This is a genomic window from Neobacillus sp. NPDC097160 (genome assembly GCF_044762155.1).
Classification (GTDB): Bacteria; Bacillota; Bacilli; order Bacillales; family Cytobacillaceae; genus Neobacillus.
The window spans coordinates 115733-139775 of record NZ_JBIWDU010000007.1 but is presented as its reverse complement, the minus strand read 5'-3'; the positions used below and the strand labels follow the sequence as shown (position 1 = coordinate 139775).

Genomic DNA, 24043 nt, shown 5'->3' with positions numbered 1-24043 from the left:
TAACGAAACCCGTTAAACACTATCATGGTTTTTTTAAAATTCATTCTCGAAATTATTTTTATTGACCAGACTCACTAGAATTATCTTTCGTTTCAGAACCATCTTCTGTATCAGTTTGAGTACCATCATCCGTTTGTTCTGTATTTGTATCTTTCGGATCAGTACTAGCGTTAGAGCATGCAGTTGCGGCTCCAAGCACCATCATTGCAGACATCAAAGCAAATAACCATTTCTTAAAATCTTTCATTAGTCTTCCTCCTTGATCGCTTGAAATTTTGATACAGTAATATCATACAAGCATTCAATGGAAAAAAGAGCTGATTTTCCATATCTTAACACAACGTAATCGTATCAATAATTTTCTGACATATTCCTTATCTGATATTTACAGACTCTTCACGCAGTTTACAATTTATTAATTTTGTGAAAATTCTTAACAAACTAGGCTGGTCTAATGTATAATGGGTTTCATTAATTAATGGAAAGGGATTTAAAAAAATGAACTCCTCTATAAAAGATCAAATTGAACAATTTAAAATGCGAAATCAAAATCGTGGGCGTTTATTAGTCAGCTGCCCAGACCAGCCAGGCATTGTTTCAGCAATTTCCCAATTTTTATTTTCCTTTGATGCTAATATCATTGAGTCCAGTCAGTATTCCATCAATCCGGAGGGCGGGGTATTTTTTATTCGGATTGAGTTTGAATGCCCTTTTTTAAAAGAGAAAGAAAACGAAATGGCAGAACAATTTACAGAAATCGCATCGAAGTTTTCTATGGAATGGCGGTTAACTCCTGTTTACAAAGTGAAAAAAACCGCGATATTTCTATCGAAGGAAATGCATTGTCTGTTAGAACTTTTATGGGAATGGCAAAGCGGCGATTTAATGACAGACATTGCTTTAGTCATCAGTAATCATGAAGCGGCAAGGGATGTGGTGGAAGGCTTAAATATCCCTTTCTATTATATTCCGGCAAATAAAGAGATTCGTGACCAAGTGGAAGAAAAACAACTACATCTTCTTGAAGAATTCGATATTGATGTGATTGTCTTAGCTCGATACATGCAAATTCTAACACCGAAATTTGTTGCAGCTAATCCTAAAAAGATTATCAACATCCATCATTCCTTCTTACCTGCCTTTATTGGCGCAAGACCGTATGAACGCGCTTATGAGCGTGGGGTGAAATTAATCGGGGCGACTGCACATTTTGTAACAAATGATCTGGATGAGGGGCCAATTATTGAACAGGACATTGCTCGAGTCGATCACCGTTCTGATGTCGATACACTTAAAAAAATGGGTCGTTCTATTGAACGAAGCGTATTAGCGCGGGCTGTTAAATGGCATCTGGAAGACAGGATTATTGTTCATCATAATAAAACGATTGTATTTTAACTGTTAAGAAATGGTTTATCTTTAGTGTCAATAACTATTAGCATAAAGTGAAGTTCGAATTTTTTGTAATTCAATCATGGAGAATAATCATGTCATGAGTACAGATAAAACTATGAAATGCGCCACTTTACTAGCCCTTTTTATCAAAAAAAATTAAGAAATAATATGATTAGACCATTTCTATTATTCTGAATGGAATTACCAAAAAAACCATAAAAAAGTAAAATAATAGATTAAACTGCTTGTTACTCCTATTAAAATGAGGTATTATTAAATAAATTTAAAAATTGAATATTCGGAAGAATATATGGTGTCGATGTTCGACTTAATAGGGAATCTGGTGAAATCCAGAGCTGTCCCCGCAACTGTAAGTGTTGATGAAATGAGCATGCCACTGGAACAGCTACGTGAATAGCGACTGTTCTGGGAAGGGTTCAAAGTAAGATGACGCACAAGCCAGTAGACCTACCTATACTCCATCGTTTTACGTCTTCGGGAGGTGAGAAGTTAAACGGCATATAACAGAAATGATCTATTTCTATATTTTTACAATCTTTATGCCGCTTTAGCTCATCTACAATTGATGAGCTTTTTTTGTTGAGATGTTATTAGTACAAAAATAGGAGAAAAGAGAAATCATGATGAAGAACAACAAGTTTTATACATTACTATTTGCCCTATTTTTAGCAATGGGTTTACTAACAGCGTGTGGAGGTACAAATACCGCAAAACAGGCGGCAGCTACTTCTCAAGAGAAAGGTCAATCTGCCAATGATTCAGTAAAGGACAATTTGCCAGAAGAAACCTCTTATCCTTTCACTTTTAAAGATGCAACAGACGTTGAAATAACGATAAATAAGAAACCGGAGCGAATCGTGTCGCTGCTACCCAGCAATACAGAGATTGCTTTTGCACTGGGATTAGGGGATGAAATTATCGGTGTCAGTGATTATGATACCTATCCAAAAGAGGTAGAAGGGAAAGAGAGGGTTGGAGGACAAGAGTTTAATGTGGAGAAGATTCTCTCCTTAAAACCTGATCTTGTCCTTGCAGATAGCACGATGATCGGAGCGGCTGGCGGCCGGATTGACCAGCTGCGTGATGCAGGTATTACGGTTGCCGTGATTCCTGCTTCCGATTCATTTGCCGAAGTGTATGATACGATTAGGCTGATTGCGCAAGCAACTGGAACAAAAGAAAAAGCGGATGCTATAATCAATCAGATGAGGACTAAGGTTGCTGAGATTGTAGCGAAAGTTAGTCATATCCAAGAAAAAGAGCAGCCTATAGTCTGGCTAGAAATCGATCCTACTCTCTGGACAGCAGGTAAAGGTACGTTTATGAATGAGATGATTGAAATGCTCCATGCCAAAAATGTAGCTGGTGATATGGATGGCTGGTTGCAATTAACGGAAGAGAAAGTGATCCCGCTTAACCCCGAAGTGATCATCACCACCTATGGATATTATATCGACAATCCAGCGGAACAAGTATACATCCGTACTGCTTGGAAGGATGTAACTGCGGTAAAGGAAAAGCGCGTTTATGATGTGAATTCCGAAATCGTCAATCGTCCAGGACCACGTTTGGCGGAAGGACTGGAGGAATTTGCAAAAGCCATTTATCCTGAGATCTACTCAAAATAACTAATCGATTCATGGGTAAGTATTTGTGGTTAAGAAATCAATTGCTGTAGGAACAATTGATTGGAGATTAAAATTTTTGGTAATGAAATAATAATAGACTTTAACTTGAGGAGGTTGTCTAAATGAAGGTATGCTCGTTTTTACCCGCCGCTACCAATATGATTTATGAAATGGGACTAGAAAGACATCTGAATGGAGTCACGTTTGAATGTCCATCGGATAAACCAAAAGTTGTTCGTACTCATCTCGAGGGACGTAACCTTTCAAGTGCAGAAATTGAAACTTTTGTAACAGAATCATCTAATATGGGAAAAAGTTTATATTATGTGGATATGGAATTATTATCAGAGATAGAACCTGATCTTGTATTTACACAAGATGTATGTGACGTATGTCAAATTAGCACCTCTGTTGTTCAAAGAGCCATTGGCTCTCTTAAAAAGCAACCAAAAGTTGTGCCATTAATACCGCGAAGGCTGCGTGATGTATATCAGAATGCACTAACCATTGCAACAGAGCTTGGAGAAGAAAAGGTTGGCCTTGATTTCTTAGCTTCCTTACAAAAGAGAGTACGTGCAATTACTGACAAACTTCGTGAACACCAAGTAGAACCGAAAAGAGTGATGATTATGGAATGGTTAGATCCAATTTATAATTGTGGGCATTGGATTCCTGACCAAATCTCTTTGGCGGGTGGTGTGGATATGTTGTCCAATCCGGCAGGTTACTCTGTAGTGACTCCTTGGGAAAAAGTACAACAATATGATCCGGAAGTATTGGTCATTGCGCCTTGCGGTTTTCAGGTGGAACGATCGATACAGGAAATCGATCAGCTTACAAGTAAACCTGGGTGGAGCGAATTGACTGCAGTAAAAAACAAGGCAGTCTATCTTGCAGATGCAGATTACTTTACAAGGCCAAGTACCACATTGGTAGACGGAATTGAGTTACTAGCCGCCCTCTTCCATCCGCAGCTGTTTGGAATTCCAGAATCATGTAAGAAAAAGGTTGTATCCATTTTCGATACAGAATTATCAAGGGTGTAATAGATAATTTCTAACCAAGGACCGGGCGGTTTTTTGCCCGGTTTTTCTTATTCTTTTATACAAAAAATTACTGTTTGAACACATGTCGCCCAATCACTAGAGTTGTCGCCCTTGAATCGAGCCAACGACTGGTAGCGATGGCGGGATTGTAGAAATATAACGAACCAGCAGCAACACTCCGGTTCTCATTTAATGCTTCGTGTACAGCTTTAATAGAATCCTCATCAGCAGATTTATTGATCTGACCATTTTGAACCGGCTGGAATTGCCCCTTTTCATAAATAACCTCTTTAATCGTGTTAGGGAAGGACGGGCTATCCACTCTATTTAGGACCACACAGGCAACAGCCACTTTTCCTTGATAGGGCTCACTTTGAGCCTCAGCTCTAACCAATCTAGCAAGCAGATCTATTTCATATTCTGAATACCCTATTACTATTTCAGGTTTTGTAGGATGCTCTTCTGATTTATTTGTATAAACGGTTTGTCCAACATGGATCAAATCAATATTTTCGATTTGCGGGTTAAGTCTAGTTAACTCATCTAAAGTTAGCTTATTTTCATTTGCAATCTTTGTCATCGTGTCCCCACTTTTTACAGTATAAGCAAGGGTTGGAGAAGCAAATAAGAGTGTTGCTGCTATTGTTAGTATGGCAATTAGTTTTTTCATGGTTTTATTCCTCCCAGTTGATTTCTCGTGAATCATTGATTAGTTTCTATTTCTATGAATCAAATCGATAGATTAGTATTACAGTTTCATTACATAGAAAAGAGAGGGATTCTTTTAAACTTAAAGAACCTGGTCATCAATCGGGGGTAATTTGCGTACAAACCCAAGCTTTGAATATGGATCTTACTAAATGATTGATTATTCATTCATTTTTGTTTACCATTAAATAGATAATTCAAAAAATTGAAACGGTGAATTATTTCTATTTGTCTAGCTACTTACCCAAAGGGCGGTAATCCTTTAATCTAACCCATGAAAAAGGAGTGAAGATGAACGGTCATGATACAATTGTCAATGAATGAGGACGTTATGTGTGTCGAGGGGAATGTTCAACGATCAGGACTTAAATTAGGAACGGTTTATTCTTTTTTAGTAGATGGAATGGTAATTGATACTGGGCCACAGTGTCTTGAAGCAGACCTCATACCTTTTTATGAAAATCAAAACTTTGAGTTAGTGACCTTAACGCATAGCCATGAGGATCATTCTGGTTTAGCCCCCTGGATTCAGGAAAAAAGCAATGTTCCCATCTATGTCCATCCAAAGGGGATCAGTGTTTGTGCGGAGGCTTGTCCCTATCCGAAATACCGCCAAATTACCTGGGGCGTGCGGTCAGAGTTTAATGCCTTACCACTTGGAGATATGATTCAATCACGTCGTCGAGAATGGAAAGTCATCTATACACCAGGCCATGCCGATGACCATGTCGCAATTCTTGATGAAGAAACGGGCCGATTATTTTCTGGAGATTTGTTCGTTGCTACGAAGACAAAGGTCATAATGGACAGCGAATCCATTCCGATCATTATCGATTCCATTCGCAGGCTGCTCACCTATGATTTTCAATCGCTGTATTGCTGTCATGCCGGCTACATACAAAATGGAAAAAGCATGCTGAAGCAAAAGTTAGATTATCTTGAGAATCTGTCCGGTGAAGTGGGAGACCTCTACAAGGAAGGACGCTCTATTGAGGAAATTGTACACGTGCTTTTCCCGAAAAAGTACCCAATTATCGCTTTTTCCGAAGGACAATGGGATTCACGGCATATTGTCACTTCCATCCTTACCGGAATCTGAAAAGGATTTCAATAGTTGTTAATTCATGGACTAACCAATCTAGGTTGGTCCTATTTCTATGCTTACTTTGATAGTCCGGTATTACCTAAGTCTTAAGTCCGATAGAAAAATCAAGCTCAAGCGCAATTATGAAACATATAGAAAAAAGGTAAGATGGAATCAAGATAAGGAAAACAAATTGATTAGCGAAATAAAGGAGGAAAATAAAATGAAAAAATTTGGTCTGCTGGTAGCTGGTGGCCTTGCCGCCATTATATTACTGAAAACAATTGGCCCAATGGTTGGATTACTGGTTAGTCTCGGGATTCTTTATTTCATCTTTAAACAATTTTTAAAGACGGAGTCAACAGGCATGAAAATCGGGTTAGTCATCATCGGCTTAATGGTCCTTTCAGCAACGATCCACCATATCCCAGCTCTTATTGGCGTGGGTGCCGCGTATGTGCTCTACCTTGTTTATAAAAATTGGAACAAAAACAAAAAGACGCCAACGAAAAATGAAACGGATCCATTTGTTAGTTTTGAAAAGCAATGGAATGAATTAAAAAAATATTAATTTTTAAAGGAGAAATGGAACATGACAAACCTATTTACAAAAATAAAAGATTTCATCGTCGCTGATTTAAATGAAACTCTTCATCAAAAAGAAAAACAAAATCCGATTGCGAAACTCAATCAATACCTCCGCCAATGCGAGCAGGAAGCAGCGAAGGTGGGCAAATTGGTTGAACGCCAATCTCAATTAAGGGATGAATTTACTAGAGAGTATAGTCTGGCAGTGGAATTTGCTGAAAAAAGAAAACACCAAGCGGAAATTGCTTTAAAAGCAGGGGAAACTGAGCTTTATCAATTTGCTGCAGCTGAGCATCAGCAATATTCAGAGAGGGCACAGCGCCTAAAAGCTTCACATACACAAGTAACCGAACAGCTGGAAGAATTAGAGCGAAAACATGAAGAAATGAAACACAAATTAAAGGATATGCATCTTCGTCGTATGGAATTAATGGGCCAAGAAAATGTATCTCGAGCTAACCTTGGAATGAACCACGTGTTAGAATCTGATTCGTACACTACTCAATCTTATTCAAAGTTTAAGGACATCGAAAACTATCTTGACCGATTAGAACAAAAGATGCACAGCTCTTTCTTCCGCAGCACAATTGATAGTAAAGTAGCGCAGTTAGAAAAGGAAATGAGTAGCAAACCTTTGGATCTAACGAAAGAATAAAATCTTGAATGGGCGGTGATGAATGGAATCACTGCCCTTTTACTATTATTCATGTCTTATTTTTCAAAAAAATAATAGATCTTTATTCAATTTGTATTGTAATCTGGGAAATTTCATTATAGCCGTACCCCTTACGATTCCAGTATGCTTGATTGGGTTGTGAGTGGCCATTGGAATCAAAGGCACGAACCTTGATGGTGTATTCGTTATTTCTTTCGAAAACATGGGAGTAAGACCATTTCATCCATTGATATTTATGTGGTTTGTATTGAAGGGATGTGGATTTCCAAGTGGTCCCGTTATCCAAACTGATTTCGACAGAAGTTATAATCCCTTCGCCAGTCCAAGCTATGCCCGTTACTTCATGCTTTCCTGGTTTAAGTATTTGACGGTCAAGTGGCTGCTGAATAACGGAATTGACATGGTTAGTAGTCACAGGAACTGAATCTTTATCCTGATCCAAACGGGGATAATATACATAATCATCTGTCTGGAAGGGGCCGGAAAACTGAGCATCAATCACACGTATCGTTTTTAACCATTTCACTGATGCCATCCCATACCAGCCTGGGACAATTAATCGAAATGGAAAACCGTGCTTTGGATTTAGAGGTTTCTGATTATGTTCCCATGCGACAATTACATTGGAATCTAACGCTTTTTTAAGTGGAAGACTTCTTTCAAAATGAACATGCTGTCCTTTCTTTATTCCGGAGTCTCCCCCTAGAAAAACAATTTCACGTGCTCCGGCGTTGATTCCAGTCAAGGAAAGGAGATAGGAGAGCGGTACCCCCTTCCAATTTCCTTGGCTAATTGCACCCTCTGTCCATTGTTCACCAAATACCTTTGGCTCGAAATAAGCACGCTTGTTTCCCGAACATTCCACCAAGGCAGTCACGGTTCGTGAAGGCATGGAGGTGATTTGATTGTAATGTAATGTAACAGGGGTTTTTACTGAACCAGTGATAGTAAGAAAGTAAGGCTGAATGGAGATCTCGGGATATATAAAGTGATTTCTTCGAAAGGTCAATGGAAATGGTGTTTCACTAATTTCTAGAAAATGAATGGGGGTCTCCTGATTTTCGGGATTTAAACTTCGTGTGATTAGGTACGGTTTGGTTTTTAAAACGCGGTCATTATAATACAAAAGAGTCACTCCTTTCTATTTAAAGTGTATTAGACCAATAAGGATATTATCCTTTTCCTTCTTTTCAAAATATAAAAGGACAAAAGTGCCAGTCACGGATAGTTAATATGAAGGTACTCTACAAGCTTTTTTATGGTAAAAAACTTTTAAAAATATATGGGCCTATTATGATAAAATATTAGAAGGAATATAAATGCAGGGGGAACAAAATGGGCAAACATAAAATATTGGCTGTTTTAGAGAAAGAATTAGTTGTTGCCCTTGGCTGTACAGAACCTGTAGCTATTTGCATGGCTGCAGCAACGGCAAAGAGTAAAATTACCGGGCAAATACAGGCCATTAGTGTAAAAGCGAGTGGTAATATAATAAAAAATGCAAAATCCGTGGGGATTCCGGGAATGTCGGCTAAAGGTCTCGAATTTGCAGCTGCCCTTGGAGCGGCGGCAGGAGATCCAAATAAGAGATTAGAAATTTTAGATGGACTGACAACGGAAGATGAACGGTCGGCATTAAAACTCATTGAAGCCGGTAAAGTGAAAGCTGGCAAGGCTGATACACCGAAAAGACTTTATATCGAAGTCATTGTAGAAACAGATCAGCAGATGTCTAAAGTGGTCATTTCTGATAATCATAGTAATATCACCTTAATTGAAGTAGATGGGAAAGCTGTGTTTCTGGGCGGATGCGAGAATATCGGAATTCAAACAGATGAAGAGGAATTAGAAGCACTTACAATAGATGAAATCTATGATTGGGTTTTAACGGCGGATCTTAACGACTTAACGCTTATAAAAAAGAGTATCGAATTAAATCGAATCATTGGATTAGAAGGACTCTCAGGAGATTATGGTCTAAATGTAGGAAAAACAATTAAAGAGAATGTAAAAAAAGGAATTCTATCCGATGATTTAGCTACTGTGGCCATGTCACTTGCTGCAGCTGGTTCAGATGCCAGAATGGCAGGTTCGACACTACCGGTGATGGCGAATACCGGGAGTGGAAATCAAGGTATTGCCGTGACACTTCCTGTTGTCGCAGCGGCAGAAAAGCTGCAAGTTTCCGAGGAAAAGATGATTCGAGCGGTTGCCCTTAGCCATCTCATCACCATTCATATCAAATCTAAATTTGGCCGACTTTCTGCCTTATGCGGAGTAACCGCTGCCGGGATGGGTGCGAGTGGGGCGATTGTTTATTTACTGAATGGGGGTCTTCAGCAAATAAAAGCCGCGATTCAAAATACAATCGGTAACGTTTCTGGAATGATCTGCGACGGGGCTAAAGCAGGCTGTGCCATGAAAGTCTCGACATGTTCAAATGTCGCTGTACAATCAGCTCTGTTGGCGCTGAACCATCAAGAGATAAAATCTACTGACGGCTTCATCCACGATGATGTAGAAAAAAGTATTGAAAACTTCTGCAAACTAGGGAATGAAGGTACACGACAGACAGATGAACTTATTTTAAAATTAATGCTTGAAAAATAATGAAAAAATAAATGTATTTCTTCCGCTTTTTGGACATTATAAATGCGAGGTGATGGAATGGCCACGGCTAAAATTGGCGATGTTATTTCCTTTAAACGAGAGGGAAAAAACCTTGAAGGTGAGGTTTCTGCTATAAGGGAAAATTCCGTGATGGTCCAATACGGTTTTTCAAAAGAAAAAGGTGAGCCCCTTATAACAATTGTTAATCATAAAAATTATAAAATTAAAACCTCGAAATAAAAAATGATCGCTGTTTGAAAAAATCTGTTCGGTCTATTTTTCTATGTGATTTGAAGCTGGGCGAATTTTCTTGTGCCAGGCACCATTCATAAAAGTGGATGGTGCCTGGCACCTTTTTGTTCGGCCAACGCTATTTTGATTCATCATAAGATTGTTAATATGGAAATCAATTAATTGGAATTCAAAGGATAAATCAGGTAATCTGTAAAAGTACTTTTTTTATCAAGGCAAAAGACGAAGTGTAACATCATTTTATAAAAAAAGAATGGGGGATTGATGTATGGAAGGATCAAGTAAAAAGCACTCTACGATTGTTGCGCTTCTGCTTGCAGGGACTTTCATTGCTATTTTAAATCAAACACTGATGATCACAGCAATTCCTCCGATAATGGATGAAATGAACGTAACCGCCAATAGTGCACAATGGCTGACAACGGTTTTTATGTTGGTGAACGGAATTATGATTCCGATAAGTGCATTCTTATTGGAACGCTTTACAACGAGACAGTTATTTATCTCAGCCATGAGTATTTTTGCAGCAGGTACACTTGTTGGCGGAATTGCTCCTAATTTTGAAATGCTGCTTGTAGGAAGAGTCATACAGTCTTGCGGTGCTGGGATTATGCTTCCCTTAATGACTACGGTATTTTTGATGATCTTTCCAGTAAATAGGCGCGGCGCAGCAATGGGGTTGGTCGGCCTTGTCATTTCCTTTGCCCCAGCGATAGGTCCAGCATTATCGGGCTGGGTAACGTTGCATTTTTCATGGAGAGTATTGTTTTTTATCATTTTGCCAATTGCTCTTATCGATATTCTTGTCGCTTTCTTTGCTCTAAAAAATGTAACAGAGGTCTCCAAACCAAAAGTCGATGTAGTTTCGATTATTTTATCCTCACTAGGCTTCGGAGGGCTGCTTTATGGGTTTACAAGTGCCGGAAATTATGGCTGGTCAAACCTTACTACGCTTTTAACATTAGGGCTCGGCAGTGTGTCATTGGTTTTGTTTATTTCCAGGCAGTTACGATTGAAACACCCAATGCTTGAATTTGGCGTCTTTAAGTTTTCCATCTTCCCGTTCGCAATGATCATTGGAATGATTGGCTTTATGGGATTGATTGGGGCAGAAACGATTATTCCTTTATTTATGCAGCACATGCGGGGATTTTCCGCATTCGAGGCTGGTCTAGCACTATTACCTGGTGCGCTGATTAGCGGGCTGATGGCACCTATTATTGGTAGAGTGTTTGATAAAATCGGCGCGAGATGGTTAGTGATAATCGGCATAACGATTATGACAGCTTCTTCGTTTGCCTTTACCATTTTAGGCCCTTCTACAACAATGACCTACATTACAGTCTTATATGGAATCAGAATGTTTGGCCTTTCAATGGTCATGATGCCTGTTTCAACAGCCGCATTGAACCAGTTACCAAAACGATTAATTCCCCATGGTGCCGCCATGGATAATACGATGAAGATGATTGCAGCCTCAGTTGGTACTGCTATTCTTGTCACTGTAATGACCACAACAGCAGAAACAGCGAAGCAACGCCCGGAAATTTCCTATCCTGATATGTATGGAGCTAATGTGGCCTTTATGGTGGTTTCGATTCTTTCGTTACTGGGTCTAATCTTGTCCTTTTTTATTAAAAATGACCCACAATCAGAAGGCGAAATGGAAGGAAAAAGGCGTAGGAAAATTAGAGTTAAAATGCAGGAGTAGCACGAATAAACTTATTCAGTAAGATTCATAGGCATATGCTTCATGGAAGAAATATGGATATAGGATTAAACAAAGGATTCACTACATCAGGGACTAACCGGCCAGGGTCAGTCCTTTTTTTTTGCTTGGTTAAATCTTATTATGTTTATAAAAACGCTATTCAAGATCAATAGCCGTGGTTAATTGATCATGATATACATCAATAAATAAATGACCTTTAGAAGTGATGACGGCATATTGAACATCTTCTAACTCTAATTTCCTTAGATTTAATTGGTTAACTAGCCAAGAATTTGAATACTGGGCGTTAAAGTTTTTTTCGATCATTTTTCCATTCATGATAAGCTCTTTTGGAATAGTTACATCTTGATTTTGCATGGCAGGGTATAAATCTTGTTTCAATGTATGTTGATATTTTGTTTTTTTCATGACAGATAATTTTCCGCTTACCTCCAAGATGGCAAATTCCACTTCCACTATATCAAATATTCCCAATTCTCGAAGCTGTTGATTTAAATCATCAAGGGTATATCTAATTTTTTTCATATTTTTGTCAAGGATCTTTCCCTTTTCAATAATAACAGTGGGTCTACCTGATAACCATTTGCGGAATACCCTGTTTTTTGCTGAAAGTAGAGAAAATAAAAAGAAAATTAAAATGAGTGTTAAAAAAGCAGAAAGCATAGGGAAAAAGTTTAATTTAATATCGAATCCCATGTTGGCAATAAATGATCCAATTGTTATGGATAAGGCAAAATTATAAAGGTTAATATGTGCGTTGATTTGTTTACCAAACCATAATGAACAAACCATTAAGATTAAGATGGAGATGATTGTGCGGAGTATTGTATACGTTACCTCTTCCATTCGATTCATCCTTAATATTTTATCAATGATAACTGTATTTTATAGTTAATTTAAAATGCATTTAATCCTTTTTGCTTGATTTATTTCTATATGTAATAAGGTTGGTTTTTAACGAAGCATACGTCCCGATTGCAGCGTATCCATAAAACCAGCCCATAAAAATTCCTGCAAGTATATTGTGTTTGTGGCTTACAAAAATTGAAATTCCCAGCCCTAATATGAGTGCTATTGAGGGAACCAACCATTTAGGTATTTTAAAAATAACCTTAAAGAATTGGGTTAGCAATAATATGATTGGTATAGCTAAAATGACATCCCAAACATTCGTTTTAATTGTAGGAAAATCCAATGTTAAACACACCTTTTTAATATATTATGTGCAGATAACTCATAATATATTTTGCGTTTTCCCTAAATAATATCTAAGCAAAGACGTCGGTCAACCATTGGTGAAAATTTGTTGGATAATAAGAAGCTAGGTAAATAGAATGGGAATTCCGACAAAATTTGCAGCACTACCATTCTTTTTTTTACGGGATAATAATAATATTTATCTATTTTTGTTATTTGCTGTTGGAAAAAAATACATTTTATCCATTTCCAAAGTAGGCTATGCTGTTTGTGGCTGTCGAAAAGAGGAGATTGCTCATTTAACAATTTGCAATATAATGAAAAATAGGAAATATAAAGGAGGTCAAAAAATGACAATTAAAAAAGGATTTTTTGCAGGAGCACTTAGCCTTACATTATGTGCATCTACAGTTTTTGCAAGTGGTGCAAGTGTAGGACATGCTCAATCGGTTGAAAAGAAATACATAGTAGTTTTTAAAGATGAGGCAAAATTACCATCAGGTTATGAGGACCTGCTTAAAAAAGCTGGCGGCCAGGTACAACAAAGGCTGGAAAAATTAGGAGCTGTTGAGGTATCCTCCAGCAATCCTAATTTCCTAAAGGAAGTGAAAAAGTCTTCTATTGTGTCTGAAGCAGGAGCAGAAAACAAAATTCATGCTGAGGCACCATCTGTGGAAGCAACCTTCTCCTATGAAGATACCTCATCAGTAAAATCAGATCTATATGAGCAGCATCAATGGGATATTAAACAAGTAACAAATAATGGAGAATCTTGGAACCTTCCTGGGGGTACTGGCAAGCCAGTTTCTGGGGAAGATATTGTCGTTGCCGTAATCGATACAGGCATTGACTATACCCATCCAGATTTAAAAGCAAATTATGCATACGGAAAATCATTTGTTCCAGGCTATTCGGATCCGAAGGATGAAAATGGCCATGGTACACATGTAGCGGGTTCAATTGCGGCAAAGGGAAGAACAATGGGGGTTGGACCTGACCTAAAAGTGGCTTCCTACCGTGTTTTTGGTCCGACCGGTGAAGCATCCACAGCCAATATCGCGGAGGCATTAATGACGGCTGCTGATGATAATGTCGATGTAGTCAATATGTCATTAGGCGGCTATGATTGGTACCAGGATCCGGAATATGCGACAAAAGATGTTGTGGCAGATGTGCAAATGTTTAATCGAGCGATTACGTATGCCATCAAAAAAGGAGTAACAGTTGTTGGGTCTGCAGGGAATAACGCCGTTGATATAAGCAGCCCGGGTAAACTTTCCGGTGATGATAGAGGTGCTACTCATAGAAGTCCGAGCAGCCAGAACATGATTCGAGTTTCCGCAGGTGGACAGTTAAAAAATCTCGCATACTACTCAAACTATGGAGTAGGAAAAATTGATGTCATGGCTCCAGGCGGAGATTTAGGTCCTAACTATAATCCTGAAACAAAAGAGGGAAGGGATAATTCCTACCTATGCTTGGCAACAGTTCCAGGCGGCTGGGGGTATAAAGCGGGGACTTCCATGGCGGCTCCAAAAGTTGCAGCACTTGCAGGTGTCATTATCGCCAAACACGGGAAAGATAAATTGAATCCTGCCCAAGTAAAACACATTATTTTAAACTCTGCTGAAGATGTATTCAAACCAGGAAATGATGAAAAGTCCGGCAAAGGATTAATTAATGCAGTTAGCGCATTGAAATAATCTTAAAAAGTGCAGACACCATCCAAATTGGATGGTGTTTTTTGTACATAGGGATAGGTTTTTAGAAAATTAAAATAATACATTGACATAATTTAGACAAACATTTATATTAATAGAATATTATTTATATTTATACATCACCTAGAAGGGGGAAAAGGTTATGAAAGTAACAGTTGGCCCTGCTCAATATGTTCGAAATGCAGGTTTATTATCAAATGCAGGTTTATACATAAATAAATTTGGAAAAAGAGCTGTCTTAATTGGCGGTAACATTAGCCGGGAAATCGTTGAAGGCCCTTTAAGGAAGAGTTTATCAGAGCAAGGAATATCGTTGAAGCAATCTCTTTGGTATGGTGGAGAATCATCTGAAACAAATATTGATAGACTTGTAGAACAATTAAGTTCGGAAAACTTCGATGTGCTGATCGCAGTTGGCGGGGGCAAGGTGATGGATACCGTGAAAGCCGTAGCTTATCAACTTGATAAACCACTTGTAGCCATGCCAACCATAGCGGCTACCTGTGCAGTAGCAACGCCTATTGCCATCCTTTACAGTGATGAAGGGGAATTTCTGGAGATTAGCAGGAAATCAAAAGCACCTGAATTAGTGTTAGTAGATTCGCATATTATTTTGAATGCACCATTTCGGTATTTGATTGCTGGGATTGGTGATACATTGGCAAAATGGTTTGAAACAAAATGCTCGATAAAAAAAGCAGTACCGACTGCTATAAATCAGACAGCGATTGCGATTGCTGGCCAGTTATATCATACCTTGCTTCAAATTGGGCAAGAGGCCGTCACATCTAATCAAACAAAAACATTAACGAAGGAATTAGAGGATCTAATAGATGCGGTGATATTAGTAAGCGGTAGTGTAAGTGGTTATGGCGGTGATGACTGCCGGACTGCAGCGGCACATGCCATTTATTCAGGTCTAACCATATTCCCTGATATTCACCAAACGTATCACGGCGAAATTGTTGCCTTTGGAATCTTAGCCCAGCTTTGTATGGAAGGCGTTGGAGAAGAAGAGGTAAAGACGTTAATCAGCTATTATCAGGAAGTCGGTCTGCCTTTTACATTAAAGCAAATGGGGATCAGCAGCTTAACAGATGACCAATGGAAAGAACTAGGTGAAATAACTGTTACGATTGAAGATATGGCAAATATGCCATTTGAAGTAACGCCAGAGATGGTGATCACCTCTGTCCGTAGGGCAGATGAAATAGGAAATGAAATGTTCGTCGTTTCTAATTGAGATTCACGAAAATCAGAGCGATCATAGGGGGTATTTATTCATGAAAAAATGGGTAGTTATGTTGTGTTCGTTTATGTTGATAGTTGCACTGGCAGCTTGTGGAAAGGATCAAGCATCTAGTGATGCAAATGGTAAAAAATCTTCCGAGCCATTAAAGGTCACATTGCCTACATGGACTGGGTATGGACCGTTATTTTTAGCGAAAGAAAAAGGGTTTTTCGAAAAGAATGGAATTGATGTAGAGCTTTCAATTGTGGAAGGGTTGGCAGAACGGAAACAAGCTTTAGCTAGTGGGAAAATAGATGGGATGGCAACTGCATTGGATGTACAAGTAACCTTGGCTGCATCTGATATTCCCGTACAAGTAGTTTGGTTATTAGATGATTCATATGGTGGAGATGGAATTCTTGTAAAAAATGGAATTAATGATGTGAAAGACTTAAAAGGAAAAACACTAGCATTTGAAGTGGGATCAACGAGCCACATGCTTGCATTAACAGCGTTAAAACAGGGTGGTTTAACTGAAAAAGACGTGGAAGTGATCCAAATGTCTGCCGGTGACGCCGGTGCTGCCTTTGCGGCTGGTAAGGTAGATGCCGCTGTGACTTGGGAACCATGGTTATCAAAAGGGTCAGAAGCCAATGGGAAAGTATTATTGACAACCAAGGATTTACCGGGAATTATTGTTGATACAATTAGTTTTAAAGAAGATGTAATTAAAAAACGTCCTGAAGATGTTAAGGCATTTGTGAAGGCAATGAGTGAAGCAATGGCATATTGGAAAGAGAATAAAGATGAAGCGGACAAAATTATGGCAAAAGGATTAAAAATTGATACAAAAGAATTTGTCGCAACCGAATCCGGATTGAAGTTTTTAACAAAAGACGAGAATAAAGAGTTATTTGGCTCAGAAAGCAACAAAGGGTCAATCTATCAATCAACAGAAAATGCGATTCAGTTCTACAAAGAGCAAAATATTATTAAGAAAGAACCGAAAGTAGAAGATATTATTAACTCCAGTTTTCAATAATAGATTCCAACTTAGAAAATGAAAAGTGCAGCATAAGAAAACGGTTTCCAACTTTGTACATTTTTCCTTGGTGAGCTTAACATATGAGGCGCGGTTATGCTCCCTCATATGTTAGGCTTTTTTAAGAGATTGAAAGAATGGTGAATCTAATGATAGTTAAATTGTTTACGCCTAAAAAAGAGATCCCAAAAAGGTTATATACGATTGCCGGTTTGGTTACATTTATTCTATTTTTAGCTGTTTGGTCCATGTTAAGCTATGGTGGAATCGTGAATCCGCTATTCTTACCGACACCGACTGCTGTACTGGCTACTGCTGGTGATTTATTTGCCAATGGTGATCTTCTTTCGGATATCGGTATTAGTTTTTCTCGGGTACTTGTCGGATTTTTGGTTGCAGCCCTTATTGGCATTCCATTAGGTATTTTAATGGGGTCCTTAAAAATCATGGAAGGCGCATTTGAACCTATTATTGGTTTTATCCGCTACATGCCAGCTTCTGCTTTTATTCCATTATTAATTTTATGGATCGGTCTTGGTGAATCAGAGAAGATGAGTGTCATATTTCTTGGAACATTCTTTCAATTAACATTGATGATTATGGATGTAACGAAAAATGTTCAAAATGATTTAATCGATGTTTCCTATACTTTGGGAGCAAAAAAGGTTCAAGTTTTTACCAGAGTGATTTTGCCGGCATCCTTACCGGGAATTGTTGATACACTGCGCATTACATTTGGCTGGGCTTGGACGTATTTAGTGGTGGCGGAAATTGTCGGGGCTTCCAGTGGTTTAGGCTATATGATTATGCAGGCGTCACGTTTTCTTCAGCCAGATAAAATTATTGTCGGGATTCTCATTATTGGTTTACTAGGTCTATTGACAGATATGATCTTTAAAGCCATTTATCGTGCTTCGTTTTCATGGATGAGAAAGGATGGTTTGTAAAGAATGGTGACACCAACAGTAAAAAATGTAGAAAATATTATACATTCTAGCGATAAGAATACCGCTTTCGGAGGAACTCCAAAGTTAGAAATTAAAGATGTCGGAAAAATTTTTAAAACAAAAAGCGGGGAGACAACAGCATTGGAAAAAACCTCCTTTACCATAAGTGAAGGAGAGTTTGTCACCATTTTAGGTCCATCCGGATGCGGAAAATCAACCGTTTTACGGATTGTCGCAGGCTTAGAGGAAGCGACATCAGGGAGTGTTCTGCTTGATGGTCAGAAAATCAATGGTCCAGGGCCTGACCGCGGCATGGTATTTCAAGCCTATACATTGTACCCATGGTTAAACGTGAAGGAAAATATCACGTTTGGTTTAAAATTACAGGGTATTTCTCAAAAAGAACGTGATGATGTGGCAAGACATTACCTCCAATTAATTGGATTGGAAGGGTTTGAAAAGCATTACCCGATTCAATTATCAGGTGGTATGAAACAACGTGTGGCTATCGCACGTGCGCTGGCAAACGATCCGAAGATTCTATTAATGGATGAGCCATTTGGCGCCTTGGATGCTCAAACCAGAAATATTATGCAAGAAGTGCTGTTAAAGGCATGGGATGAGTCGAAAAAGACGATTTTATTTATTACCCACGATGTCGAGGAATCGATTTTTCTAGCAGACTCAGTTTATGTCATGACATCCAGGCCAGGACGTTTAAAGAAAAAGGTTCCAATTGCTTTGGAGAGACCGAGGGACTTCAGTGTTAAAGGGACAGTCGAATTTGCCCAATATAAAGAAGATCTGCTGTCGCTCATCAGGGAAGAGAGCTTAAAAGCCATTAACTAGGAAATGGAGGGAAGGTGTATGGTCCAAGTGAACGTTGAACATTTTTTTCCTGATAATATAAAAGTTGCACTTCAAAAGACCCCGCCTGGTGCCTGGATGGCTAAGCTTCCAGAAGAGTGTATTCGCTTAAGTTCTGGCTATCCTGAACCGGCTCTTGTCCCTGCTGAAGAAATTAAGAAAGCAGCGGACCTGCTAATTGAAGAAGAACAGGATCTGCCGCTTCATTATCTTGGTAGTCCGCGGTTGGCAGGACTAAAGAAACTGATCCAGGCCAGGTTAGAAAAACGAGGTATGAAAGTTCAGGAAGACGAGGTCCTTATAACAGCAGGAGCATGTCAGGCGATTGATTTAATTGCCCGCACACTTCTCGATGAAAAAGCAGTCGTTGCAGTTGAATCACCAACTTATATGGAAGCCTTGGAGATTTTTCAGAATTACACGAATCAAATTATAACAATACCGATAGATGAACATGGCCTGCAAACAGATGTATTTGCAGCCCAATTAGCGGAAAGGAAACAGAGCGGTCTTACCCTTCCCAATTTTTTGTATACCATCCCAACCTTTCAAAATCCGACAGGTACAACGTTGGTGCCTGCACGCCGCAAGCATTTATTAGAGCTCGCGGACGAGTTTGATTTTCTCATACTTGAGGATGACGCATACGGAGAATTATCTTTCAATGAAAGCCCGCAGCCACTAAAAGCAATGGATACAAATGGCCGAGTCTTTTATGTTGGTTCATTATCTAAGGTTGTAGCACCGGGGATGCGGATAGGATGGATAGCAGGTATAGCGCAATTTATTTCGGCTTTTGAGTGGTTTAAAAAGGATTTAGATCATCCGTTTGCTCAATCAACCATGGCAGCCTATTTAGAAAATGTCGATTTTGAGAAACGGTTAGCAAGTCTGCAAAAAGCTTACCGGAAAAAGTGTTATACGTTAATCCACTCATTAGAACAATACTTCCCAGAACCTATTACATGGTATGTCCCGGAGGGTGGTTATTTTGTATGGGTGAAAATTCCAGGTGTTGATACCTCACATATGTTAGAGCAGGCACTATCAATGGGTGTTTCATATGTTCCGGGAAAATACTTTTTTTTCAATCAACAGGAGGGAACCGAGTTTCTTAGGCTTTCATTCAGTTATGCTGATGAGGAAGAAATAGTCAAAGGAATTCAAAAACTCGGACAACTATTTTCTTCTATAATGTAAGAAAAGCTTAATGCTCCCGCCTAAAAGCGTATGGACTGGAGCGCTTTGACTGAGATAAAATATAACCAGTTTTCTAGTTGTTTTTTTGTTGAATGGCCAATAGCCCAAATTTTAAATGAACGGATGCCTGTCCTAAGTGATATAGATCTATAGAGTGGTAAGGACAGGCGCCGTTGAACAAATTTATACCTTCATTCTTCAAGGATTGCCTTAATGTAATAAGAAGGAATCGCCGCTCCAATAATTTCTTTTGTTGCCATTTCAGGGTTTTGCAATGTGGCAAAAATTACACCTATCACTTCTCCATTTTGATTAAGTACTGGACTTCCACTATTTCCTTTATAGATCGGTGCTTCAATCATCATGACCGGAACATCCCAGTCACTTAACATGACTTTACCTACCATTTTGCCTTCATTGGCTATTTGGGAAAAGGCTAACTATGGTAGGTGCCTGACACTTTTATGATTTCCTTGAATAATGTTTTCTCGGTGAGACCATAAAAAGTAAAAATGTTCTTCATTTGTAAGTAGCGCAATAAAGGCTTTTTTTTACTTTTTTATAGGTGGATTGTTGGTATCAACATGAAAAGGAAGAGAATGGTCTTCTTTTTCAGTTCCATAAAATTGCTCTTGGATTTCAAGATTTGCTGTATCTACTTCGGAATCTCCTTTAATGGAACTGAATTTGGAGTCATAAAATAATTCATCCATTTTTTTGTTTGCCTCAATGGCTTCATTTTCCATTTCTTTCACCCTCATCGACCTCCTTATCCAACTTCCTTTTATTTTTCCCATTTTTCTGTAAGATTATATAATAAATTTCTCCTATATCGTAAAAGTACAAAAATGCTTTCAACATCTAACCCAATTGAAAAAAGTTTTTATAGACAAAAAGATCCAATTTTCCTGTACACATAATTTTTGATACAGGAAGAAAGGATTTCTTCTGCTTTTTGGACAGTATAACTGTATAGTTGGTAAGGGCAGGCGCTGTTGAACAAGTTTATTCCTTCAATTCTTCAAGTATTGCCTTAATGTAATAAGAGGGGATCGCTGCTCCAATAATTTCTTTTGTTTCCATTTCAGGGTTTTGTAATGTGGCAAAAATTATACCTATCACTTCTCCATTTTGATTAAGAACTGGACTTCCACTATTCCCTTTATATATCGGTGCTTCAATCATCATGACCGGAACATCCCAGTCATTTAACCTGACTTTACCCACTATTTTGCCTTCATTGGCTATTTGAGTAAAGGCTAACGGATTCCCAATGAATATGATTTTCTGTCCATTTTGGAACAGGAGAATCCTTTGTAGGGAAGGTAATCGCAAAACATCCGGAACTAGACCTTGCCATTGTTGATATAGAGGCAAATAACCTCCCAGTTCTTCCACTAGATGGTAAACAAGAGTGGGAAAAATGGGAAGGCGGTTTACCCTATTTGTATTTTCAACAACATGTTCGTTTGTCACAATTATTCCATCAGAAGCGATATTAAAGCCCGTTCCTTTGACCCCGCCCCATTCTAGAGTCACAACTGCTTTCTTGTATTCCCGAACTTCCGGTTGTTTAGAAAGACGATTTGACACTTCGACAAAGCGAAGTGCCGGGATATTAAAAACATCAAACCACATCCCTAATCCGCTAATTAACAAAGCAAAAACTAGCATTGAACTAACGATTTTTACGATGAATTTTTTCCTCTTTTTTCTTTGCGCTTTTTCTAATTCCCATTCTTTTGCCTCATCTTCATTGAAAAAGGATTCCAAATCCATTTCTTTATCTGGAAGTTCATGGGTAAAATCTTGATATTCTTTCTCCACATTATCCCCCTCATAAAAACACTATATATTCTTATTATAACGACTTTTATATGTACATTTCCGCCATTTCTGAAAAAATGGAACTATTTAAAGGTTTAGAGGAAAGTTTGTTGAAATTGTATAGTAGATAAAATTTCATTTCTATGGGTGGGGTGGGGGAAATTGGCCGAAATACAGTATGCTTTTATGGATGAATTTGGAGATTATTGTTTTGATTTTGATAAAAGTGATGTTTCAACCCACTTTATCATAGTATCCATACTTGTAAAAGACGCAAACAAAGAAATGCTAGAACAGGAAATGGAAAAGATTAGCCAAAAATATGTTCAAACCGAAGTAATGAATTCCTACTTAAGCAACAATAACGATAATCAGATAATCCAACTATTAAATGTGCTAAAGGGTTTACCTTTTAGTGTTTATGCTTATGTCATAGATAAAAGAAAAATACGAGAAGACTTCGGGATCATGGATAAAACGCCGTTTATCAAATATCTAAATAGAACGGTTTATAATGATTTAAATAGAACGTTTGAACAGCTTGACCTTGTAGCAGACGAACAGGGAACGAAACTGTTTATGCGAGAATTTAAAAATTACATCAAGACAAAGAGTATTCCCGATTTATTCAATTATTCAACATTTGGATTCAATAATAATCAGTCAAATCTTCTTCTTCAGTTGGCGAATCTTATCGCAGGAACACTTGCAAAAGGCTACGATCAAACACATCATTCAGACCATTACCGCTCCTTTATGCAAATCATCAAAAATAAAATAGCAGCCATTAATCTCTTGCCTCTTGACTATAAAAATTTTCTTTTTGAATACAAAACAGAGAATCATGACTCTAGATACGACGAAGTAATCATTAAACAAGCAGTAAATCTTACCTATCAATATATTGAGAAGCAGCGAAAAAGTGAGGAAGAAGATGAAAAGCTTCGCCTAGATTTTCTCAAATTCCTTCTTTTTAATCTGAAAGAAAATCCAGATGAATATGTGTATACTCAGGAAATATTGGATAACTTGAACGCTATCAGAGATATAAAAATTAGTCAGCACTATTTTCGCTCAAACATTGTCTCAAAACTGCGTGATAGTGGGTTACTCATTGCCAGCAGCAATAAGGGCTACAAATTACCGGCATGCCTAAACGACTTATATGATTTTGTGAATCTATCAAGTCTAAAAATCCACCCGATGATTCAGAGAATATCCAAGTGCAGGGATCAGGTTCTTATTGCAACCAACTATGAAGCAGATATTCTCGAGCAAAAGGAATATGAATATCTAAAAAGAGTAATTGATCTGGAGAAATTGAGGTTATAAGATTTATTACCTTGCTTTGGTGCTTGACCCCAGTTGTGTGGTGCGTTAAAGTGGTGGGGTCAGGAGGGAATAAACGTGGAATTTAAACCAAAGGCGATTTTTTTAGATATGGATGGGACGATATTAAATCATCAAAATAAGGTAAGTATTCATACGAAAGAGATCATTGATGTATTACGAATTCAGGGAATCTTTGTTTTTGTTGCTACAGGGAGAGCATTTGGTGAAATTGAAGAATTAGTACCATCAGGCTTTCAAGTGGATGGTTTCGTTACTTCGAATGGTATGGCTGGCTATGTTGGGGATGAGGTTGTCTTTAAACATTCACTTTCGCTTGAGTTGGTGGAAACCGTTATTAAAAAAGCGAGAGAACATAAGGTGTACTATGAACTTTTTCCATATGGTACTGCGCGCATCACACTAAAACAAGATCAAGAGTACGTTGAGGCAGAAATAAGAGACCCTAAGCCGGAAAGTGTCGGTATAAATGAGTGGCTGTCACGTAAACAAGCGATTAAAGAAGACATTGCCTGGAAGGAACAGATTGAAGCAAATGAATTCTCCAAGTTTTATTTTTTTGCTAGGACAAAAGAACATATCAATAGCTGGAAAAATGAGCTTGAGCAGTTAAAGAAGGAAATTGATTTTACCATGTCTGTTTCTTCGGAGCACAATGTCGAGGTGATGGTTGCGAACGTGAACAAAGCAACTGGGGTACAACAGATGTTACATCGCTTTGGGTTGTCTGAGAGTGAAACTCTGGCAATTGGTGATAGTGACAATGATTTTCCAATGTTAAGGCTGGTCAATTATCCTGTAGCGATGAAAAACGCACCCGATCGCATTAAAGAAATCGCGAATGAAGTAACGGATTTCACCTGTGATGAAGACGGAGTTTACTATTATCTGAAATCAAAATTTACGGAAATAATCCTATAA

At 38.3% G+C, this 24043-nt stretch carries 25 protein-coding genes and 1 riboswitch; of the genes, 17 read left to right on the top strand and 8 right to left on the bottom strand.

Translation table 11 applies throughout. The annotated features are described in order from the left end of the window. Positions 1–58: 58 nt before the first annotated feature. Positions 59–247: a hypothetical protein gene (locus tag ACIQXV_RS11975; RefSeq protein WP_402959027.1), complete on the bottom strand. Its 189-nt coding sequence runs from the start codon at positions 245–247 to the stop codon at positions 59–61. A gap of 251 nt (positions 248–498) precedes the next feature. Here ACIQXV_RS11975 and purU point away from each other — a divergent pair, with 251 nt between their 5' ends. The 3 genes from purU (at position 499) to ACIQXV_RS11960 (ending at position 4090) form a co-directional block, all read left to right on the top strand. Next, the gene (gene purU, locus ACIQXV_RS11970) at positions 499–1398 is read left to right on the top strand and encodes a formyltetrahydrofolate deformylase (protein WP_402959025.1); all 900 of its coding nucleotides are present in this window, start codon (positions 499–501) and stop codon (positions 1396–1398) included. Positions 1399–1688: 290 nt separating this feature from the next. Beyond that, positions 1689–1885: riboswitch (cobalamin riboswitch) on the top strand. Positions 1886–2039: 154 nt separating this feature from the next. Beyond that, on the top strand, positions 2040–3044 hold the full coding sequence (locus ACIQXV_RS11965) for an ABC transporter substrate-binding protein (protein ID WP_402959254.1): 1005 nt from the start codon (positions 2040–2042) through the stop codon (positions 3042–3044). Positions 3045–3166: 122 nt separating this feature from the next. Then, positions 3167–4090: an ABC transporter substrate-binding protein gene (locus tag ACIQXV_RS11960; RefSeq protein WP_402959023.1), complete on the top strand. Its 924-nt coding sequence runs from the start codon at positions 3167–3169 to the stop codon at positions 4088–4090. Positions 4091–4157: 67 nt separating this feature from the next. Here ACIQXV_RS11960 and ACIQXV_RS11955 read toward each other — a convergent pair whose 3' ends face one another. After that, positions 4158–4760, bottom strand: a complete 603-nt coding sequence (locus ACIQXV_RS11955; RefSeq protein ID WP_402959021.1) for a cell wall hydrolase — start codon at positions 4758–4760, stop codon at positions 4158–4160. A 339-nt stretch (positions 4761–5099) separates the two neighbouring features. On the opposite strand from ACIQXV_RS11955, the gene ACIQXV_RS11950 reads away from it, so the two are divergent. The 3 genes from ACIQXV_RS11950 to ACIQXV_RS11940 all read left to right on the top strand — a co-directional run bounded on the left by ACIQXV_RS11950 (position 5100) and on the right by ACIQXV_RS11940 (position 7125). Then, positions 5100–5897, top strand: coding sequence for an MBL fold metallo-hydrolase (locus tag ACIQXV_RS11950; protein WP_402959019.1), 798 nt, complete (start codon positions 5100–5102; stop codon positions 5895–5897). A 208-nt stretch (positions 5898–6105) separates the two neighbouring features. Further along, a complete protein-coding gene (locus ACIQXV_RS11945) occupies positions 6106–6453 on the top strand; it encodes a lmo0954 family membrane protein (protein ID WP_402959017.1) in 348 nt (115 codons plus the stop codon). Between the two features lie 21 nt (positions 6454–6474). Then, positions 6475–7125 (top strand): PspA/IM30 family protein, encoded by a 651-nt coding sequence (locus ACIQXV_RS11940; protein WP_402959015.1) that lies wholly within the window; start codon positions 6475–6477, stop codon positions 7123–7125. 82 nt (positions 7126–7207) lie between these two features. On the opposite strand, the gene ACIQXV_RS11935 is transcribed toward ACIQXV_RS11940, so the two are convergent. After that, positions 7208–8272 carry a sulfite oxidase gene (locus ACIQXV_RS11935; RefSeq protein WP_402959013.1) on the bottom strand — a complete coding sequence of 355 codons (1065 nt, stop codon included), beginning with the start codon at positions 8270–8272 and terminating at the stop codon, positions 7208–7210. Positions 8273–8481: 209 nt separating this feature from the next. On the opposite strand from ACIQXV_RS11935, the gene ACIQXV_RS11930 reads away from it, so the two are divergent. From ACIQXV_RS11930 to ACIQXV_RS11920, 3 genes are all read left to right on the top strand, one after another. Then, positions 8482–9756 carry an L-cysteine desulfidase family protein gene (locus ACIQXV_RS11930; RefSeq protein ID WP_402959011.1) on the top strand — a complete coding sequence of 425 codons (1275 nt, stop codon included), beginning with the start codon at positions 8482–8484 and terminating at the stop codon, positions 9754–9756. Positions 9757–9813: 57 nt separating this feature from the next. Continuing rightward, positions 9814–9996: a DUF2187 family protein gene (locus ACIQXV_RS11925; protein ID WP_402959009.1), complete on the top strand. Its 183-nt coding sequence runs from the start codon at positions 9814–9816 to the stop codon at positions 9994–9996. A gap of 280 nt (positions 9997–10276) precedes the next feature. Continuing rightward, positions 10277–11719, top strand: coding sequence for a DHA2 family efflux MFS transporter permease subunit (locus tag ACIQXV_RS11920; protein WP_402959007.1), 1443 nt, complete (start codon positions 10277–10279; stop codon positions 11717–11719). Positions 11720–11875: 156 nt separating this feature from the next. Here the strand turns inward: ACIQXV_RS11920 and ACIQXV_RS11915 are convergent, their stop codons facing one another. After that, a complete protein-coding gene (locus tag ACIQXV_RS11915) occupies positions 11876–12586 on the bottom strand; it encodes a DUF421 domain-containing protein (protein WP_402959005.1) in 711 nt (236 codons plus the stop codon). A 61-nt stretch (positions 12587–12647) separates the two neighbouring features. After that, the gene (locus ACIQXV_RS11910) at positions 12648–12935 is read right to left on the bottom strand and encodes a hypothetical protein (RefSeq protein ID WP_402959003.1); all 288 of its coding nucleotides are present in this window, start codon (positions 12933–12935) and stop codon (positions 12648–12650) included. Between the two features lie 352 nt (positions 12936–13287). Here ACIQXV_RS11910 and ACIQXV_RS11905 point away from each other — a divergent pair, with 352 nt between their 5' ends. From ACIQXV_RS11905 to ACIQXV_RS11880, 6 genes are all read left to right on the top strand, one after another. Continuing rightward, positions 13288–14640 carry a S8 family peptidase gene (locus tag ACIQXV_RS11905; RefSeq protein ID WP_402959001.1) on the top strand — a complete coding sequence of 451 codons (1353 nt, stop codon included), beginning with the start codon at positions 13288–13290 and terminating at the stop codon, positions 14638–14640. 160 nt (positions 14641–14800) lie between these two features. Next, positions 14801–15901, top strand: a complete 1101-nt coding sequence (locus ACIQXV_RS11900; protein WP_402958999.1) for an iron-containing alcohol dehydrogenase family protein — start codon at positions 14801–14803, stop codon at positions 15899–15901. Between the two features lie 40 nt (positions 15902–15941). Then, a complete protein-coding gene (locus tag ACIQXV_RS11895; RefSeq protein WP_402958997.1) occupies positions 15942–16931 on the top strand; it encodes an ABC transporter substrate-binding protein in 990 nt (329 codons plus the stop codon). A gap of 149 nt (positions 16932–17080) precedes the next feature. Beyond that, a complete protein-coding gene (locus tag ACIQXV_RS11890) occupies positions 17081–17878 on the top strand; it encodes an ABC transporter permease (RefSeq protein ID WP_402958995.1) in 798 nt (265 codons plus the stop codon). 3 nt (positions 17879–17881) lie between these two features. Beyond that, positions 17882–18727: an ABC transporter ATP-binding protein gene (locus tag ACIQXV_RS11885; protein ID WP_402958993.1), complete on the top strand. Its 846-nt coding sequence runs from the start codon at positions 17882–17884 to the stop codon at positions 18725–18727. A gap of 27 nt (positions 18728–18754) precedes the next feature. After that, positions 18755–19945 (top strand): aminotransferase-like domain-containing protein, encoded by a 1191-nt coding sequence (locus ACIQXV_RS11880; protein WP_402959252.1) that lies wholly within the window; start codon positions 18755–18757, stop codon positions 19943–19945. A 191-nt stretch (positions 19946–20136) separates the two neighbouring features. On the opposite strand, the gene ACIQXV_RS11875 is transcribed toward ACIQXV_RS11880, so the two are convergent. From ACIQXV_RS11875 to ACIQXV_RS11865, 3 genes are all read right to left on the bottom strand, one after another. Then, positions 20137–20337: a trypsin-like peptidase domain-containing protein gene (locus ACIQXV_RS11875; protein ID WP_402958991.1), complete on the bottom strand. Its 201-nt coding sequence runs from the start codon at positions 20335–20337 to the stop codon at positions 20137–20139. Between the two features lie 159 nt (positions 20338–20496). Beyond that, the gene (locus ACIQXV_RS11870; RefSeq protein ID WP_402958989.1) at positions 20497–20700 is read right to left on the bottom strand and encodes a hypothetical protein; all 204 of its coding nucleotides are present in this window, start codon (positions 20698–20700) and stop codon (positions 20497–20499) included. Positions 20701–20950: 250 nt separating this feature from the next. Continuing rightward, on the bottom strand, positions 20951–21772 hold the full coding sequence (locus tag ACIQXV_RS11865; RefSeq protein ID WP_402958987.1) for a S1 family peptidase: 822 nt from the start codon (positions 21770–21772) through the stop codon (positions 20951–20953). A gap of 162 nt (positions 21773–21934) precedes the next feature. On the opposite strand from ACIQXV_RS11865, the gene ACIQXV_RS11860 reads away from it, so the two are divergent. Together ACIQXV_RS11860 and ACIQXV_RS11855 are read left to right on the top strand one after the other, a co-directional pair. Continuing rightward, positions 21935–23104: a DUF3800 domain-containing protein gene (locus ACIQXV_RS11860; protein WP_402958986.1), complete on the top strand. Its 1170-nt coding sequence runs from the start codon at positions 21935–21937 to the stop codon at positions 23102–23104. A 75-nt stretch (positions 23105–23179) separates the two neighbouring features. Next, positions 23180–24043, top strand: coding sequence for an HAD family hydrolase (locus tag ACIQXV_RS11855; RefSeq protein ID WP_402958984.1), 864 nt, complete (start codon positions 23180–23182; stop codon positions 24041–24043).